This window comes from Peribacillus sp. P4_D6, from assembly GCF_056401795.1.
The window spans coordinates 1-4,669 of the sequence record NZ_JBFUIQ010000200.1 but is presented as its reverse complement, the minus strand read 5'-3'; the positions used below and the strand labels follow the sequence as shown (position 1 = coordinate 4,669).

4 protein-coding genes are annotated in these 4,669 nt (G+C 38.2%); all 4 read left to right on the top strand.

Annotation, left to right across the window (positions count from 1 at the left end; translation table 11 throughout):
- The coding region (locus tag AC1DVB_RS25290; protein ID WP_477591516.1) for a hypothetical protein at positions 1 to 540 on the top strand (540 nt) is incomplete at its 5' end.
- Positions 541 to 1,449: 909 nt separating this feature from the next.
- On the top strand, positions 1,450 to 2,355 hold the full coding sequence (gene galU, locus AC1DVB_RS25285) for a UTP--glucose-1-phosphate uridylyltransferase GalU (protein ID WP_430755732.1): 906 nt from the start codon (positions 1,450 to 1,452) through the stop codon (positions 2,353 to 2,355).
- Position 2,356: 1 nt separating this feature from the next.
- Positions 2,357 to 3,676: a UDP-glucose dehydrogenase family protein gene (locus tag AC1DVB_RS25280; RefSeq protein ID WP_057277926.1), complete on the top strand. Its 1,320-nt coding sequence runs from the start codon at positions 2,357 to 2,359 to the stop codon at positions 3,674 to 3,676.
- 372 nt (positions 3,677 to 4,048) lie between these two features.
- Positions 4,049 to 4,669 (top strand): glycosyltransferase (locus AC1DVB_RS25275; protein ID WP_477591513.1); only part of this gene is annotated, 621 nt, incomplete at its 3' end.

Sequence of the window (4,669 nt, the reverse complement as noted above, 5' to 3'; positions counted from 1 at the left end):
GGCCAACTCCAACTCCAAGAACAAAAACAGAAGGATCTTCAGGTTCAACTTCAGAATCAATTAATTAAACAACAAAATGATACTTTAAATAAAATCTTACAAGAAATAACGAAGATTTCACAACCACTGGAAAAAATTCAAGACCAACTCCAACTCCAAGAACAAAAACAGAAGGATCTTCAGGTTCAACTCCAGAATAAATTATCTAAACAACAAGATGAGCATTTAGATAAAGTCTTACACGAAATATCGAAGCGTTCACTGCCACTAGAGAAAATTCAAGACCAACTCCAACACCAAGAAGAACAACAGAAGGAACTTCAGATTCAACTTCAGAATCAGTTAATTAAACAACAAGATCAAACTTCAGATAAAATCTTGCAAGAAATAACGAAGATTGCACAACCACACCCCCCCTTATTAAAATCACCTTTTAGCATAATCGATACCCTTGATTTAGATGTAGAAAAAAAGGCGCAAATTGCGATGTTTATAGCAAATAGCAGTAGTGGTAATAAAAATGAAGATGAAACTCAATAAAGAAGAAGAGGCTGTTAAAGCCTCTTCTTCTTTATTTGAAAACAAGTTCATTTCCATCGGATTTCGGTGCACAGTAGTTGCCATACGTCGAAACTAGACGAAGGTTGCAAATGGAGCGAAATGATTCATTAGAATTGTATCCAATATGCTAAGATTTGCTCTTCACGTACCGAGAAAGTAAAAGTGTTGCATTAGCCTCTAAAAGGATGATAAGTGTTGTTGCTTTAGGAGTGAAATAAAATTCCTTAACTATATCCATTCAACATAGATCGAATTCTTATTAAAAAAACCTCCCCTTTCATTTGAAAATTCCCACCTCAAAATCATGAATACAGTCCGTCATATTTTTTAAAATGGCTGTTTTCACATACTTTGTTGCTATTTACCAAGTAGTGAGGTGTGGTTGATTTCCCCTCCAGATGCTCGCTTTCCGCGGGGCGGGCGGTGAGCCCCCTCGGCGTAAACGCCTGTGGGGTCTTCACCTGTCCCGCCACTCCCGCAGGAGTCTCGCACTTCCGCTCCAATCAACCTTAGATAGTTTCRTTTTAAAAACAACAACCTTTACGAAAAGAGCCTTTAAAATTAAACAAAAAACTGATCCTGCGATGGAGTTTTTCAAAGAAAGAGAAAGGGAAATCGTTTAGGTTACTGTACCGGAAAAAGCTCTACAGTGGTTAATCCAAACCGTATATCGATCATTTCAACATCCATTACATAAAAAGTGTAATTGATGTTTTAAAGGGCACTAACCGACAGGCTGCGGGGCCCGGCCACAGCCAGATTGGAATTCTTCCATATATAGCCTACTGGCCCCTGTTAAATAAAAATGGACGAATTGGGCTACTAACTAGACCGTAAGTTGTCCTATTGCATATAAAGGATTAATGAATGACAAAAGGGAGGCAGCTTATGAAAATCCGAAAGGCCATTATCCCGGCCGCAGGTCTAGGGACCCGATTTTTGCCTGCTACAAAAGCTCAGGCTAAGGAAATGCTGCCGATTGTTGATAAACCAACGATTCAATATATTGTTGAAGAAGCAGTAGCTTCGGGCATAGAGGAAATAATTATCATAATCGGTAGAGGAAAAAGATCAATAGAGGATCATTTTGATAAATCCTATGAGTTGGAAGATGCACTTTTAAGAAAAAATCAGCTCGATATTTTAGAGGAAGTTCAGAAAATATCCAGCTTGGCAAATATCTATTATGTCCGTCAAAAGGAACCGATGGGGCTAGGACATGCAATTCTCTGTGCTAAAAGCTTCATTGGAAATGAACCTTTTGCCGTTTTGTTAGGGGATGACATCGTTATGTCTAAAACACCCTGTCTGAAACAAATCATCAGTGTTTTTGAGTATTGCAACAGTTCAGTCGTAGCTGTTCAGAGTGTTCCGGAAAAGGATGTCAGTAAATATGGAATTATTAAGCCAAAAGGGACAATGATTGAGCCAAACCTATTTCATATAGATTCTTTGGTGGAAAAACCGAAAAGGGAAGAGGCGCCTTCCAGATATGCGATAATGGGGCGTTATGTTTTTAGACCCGAGATTTTTGAAACGCTTTCCAAGCTTCCGGTTGGACATGGTAATGAATTACAACTTACTGATGCCATTAATGAGCTAAATAAGCAGCAGGCTGTATTAGCATATAACTTTGAGGGAAACCGATATGATATTGGTGATAAAGTTGGATTCATTAAGGCAACAATAGACTTTGCTTTGCGCAGAGATGATATAAGAGACGAGGTACTTTCCTATTTAAGGGATGTAAATAAGAAAGAAAACCTCCAAATTATAAAGAGAGAGCTTGAATAATATGAAAATAGCTGTTTTGGGTACAGGTTATGTCGGGCTGTCCACTGGTGTTTGTTTGTCAGAAATAGGTCATAATGTCATTTGTATCGATACAGATGAACAGAAAATTAAAAGCTTACGTCAAGGGATTTCTCCAATATATGAACCCGGTCTGGAGAATTTGCTTATTCAAAATGCTGCAGCGGGTAGACTGCTATTTACTACATCTCATCGAGAAGCGCTAAATGGTGCCGAGATTATCATAATTGCCGTAGGAACACCGCAAATGGAGGATGGGGGAGCAGATTTATCTTATATTGTGCAGGCCGCGAAGGATATTGCTGCGAACCTGGTACAGAGTTCAGTAGTCGTTATAAAGAGTACTGTGCCTGTTGGTACGAATGATTTTATTAAAAGCATCATTGAAGAACATTGTAACGAAAGTGTCACCTTTAATATGGTATCAAATCCTGAATTTTTAAGACAAGGGTCTGCCGTCATGGATACGATGCAAGCAGATCGAATCATAATCGGTTCTGAAAATGATGAGGCTGCTAAGAAAGTACAAGAAATGTATCGTCCATTAAATGTACCATTTATACTAACAAGCATTCGAAGTGCGGAAATGATTAAGTACGCATCTAATGCCTTTTTGGCGACCAAGATTAGCTTTATCAATGAAGTTGCCAATTTATGCGGAGTAGTGGGTGCAGATGTTAAAGATGTAGCAAAGGGAATGGGAAAAGATAAAAGGATCGGAGAAGCTTTTTTACAGCCCGGCATTGGTTATGGAGGATCTTGTTTTCCAAAGGATGTTAAAGCGTTGCTTCATACTGCCAATTTAAATGGAGTACATTTTTCCCTGTTAAAAGAAACAGTAGCGATCAATGATTTTCAGCAGGAGCTCCTTGTAACCAAAGCGATAAATCGCTTAGGAGATTTAAAAGGGAAAAAAGTTGCAATGCTTGGTCTCGCTTTCAAGCCAGAGACAGACGACATGAGGGAAGCTCCATCAATCAAAATTGCGCGTTCATTAACCAAACTTGGAGCAGAAGTGGTAGCTTATGATCCGGTTGCAGTGGATAATGCGAAGAACATATTAGGGGATACAATCAGGTTTGCAAGCACAGTCCGCGAAGCGGCAGTGAATGCGGATGCTGTATTCATTGTTACCGAATGGAAAGAGTTTAGACTTTTAGATTTGAAAACATTGATGACAACAATGAGACGGCCAATCGTTTTTGATGGTAGAAATTGTCTTGAAGAAGATCGAATCAGAGCGTGCAAGAAAATTGAATATTACCCAATAGGAAGACCAGCAATTGTTATTGGAATGACATAAAGCGAAAAAATTTTTCTAACACTTCTTTAACTCAGACATGTTGAAAACGTATATTAGGTTCAAACTGGCAATGCAGCACCTTTGATCGTATCTTGGGTGCTTTTTTATATTTCTTAAAAAGAAGAAAAATCATCATCGACGATTAAAACCTTAATTAACATCAACTATACATGTTGTTTTTATTATCATTGTTTGTAAATGATCTTGTGTCATGGCACCTACTTAAATCCCCTTTGTATTAGACAAACGCATACTCTCTGCGATTTAGCTTTACTGTATGTTATTAGTCCATGCGTACCTAGGGAGTCCTGCATAATATACTTGAAAAGGTCCAGGAAATTTGCTTACTATGCATGAAAGGAGATCATTTATTTGCACACAGTTATGCATTTGAATTTAAGAGTTGATCCGACCCAATATATCTCACAGATTCGAGAAGTTCCTGATTATGATTATATTCATATGGTACGACAACCTAAGTATATGATAGATCTTTCCCTTTTAAATGAGAAGGTTCATTATCTCAATGAAGTTTTCTCACCAAAAGAATATGTAAAAAGTAATAATATCTCCCTATTACATGCTCATCATGGCCAATTAGGGATGTTATTACTTCCTTTTAAAGAGGAAACAAACATTCCGTTGGTAACAAGTATTAGAGGCCGGGATGCAACCCTGGCCAATCAGCCCATTGGCTATCTAGATAACATGAAAATGCTATTTGATCGAGGGGAGCGTTTTTTCCCAGTTTGTCAGTATTTAGCAGATAGGTTAATTGCTTGGGGTTGTCCTTCAGAAAAAATTAGAGTGTTATATGGGGGCGTTGACCTTAACGAATTCAAATACCGGGCACCACATAAAGGGGATTCTCAAAACATTCTATCCATCGGTAGGTTAGTGGAAAAAAAAGGACATCACATCTTAATGCAAGCTTTCCAAAAAATCAGAGGTAAATTTCCAAATGCAACCTTGACGATTATCGGAAGAGGGGAG

Bases quoted from the DNA above. Each gene is read 5' to 3' on its own strand.
- galU (WP_430755732.1), top strand. From the start codon at position 1,450: ATGAAAATCCGAAAGGCCATTATCCCGGCCGCAGGTCTAGGGACCCGA.
- AC1DVB_RS25280 (WP_057277926.1), top strand. From the start codon at position 2,357: ATGAAAATAGCTGTTTTGGGTACAGGTTATGTCGGGCTGTCCACTGGT.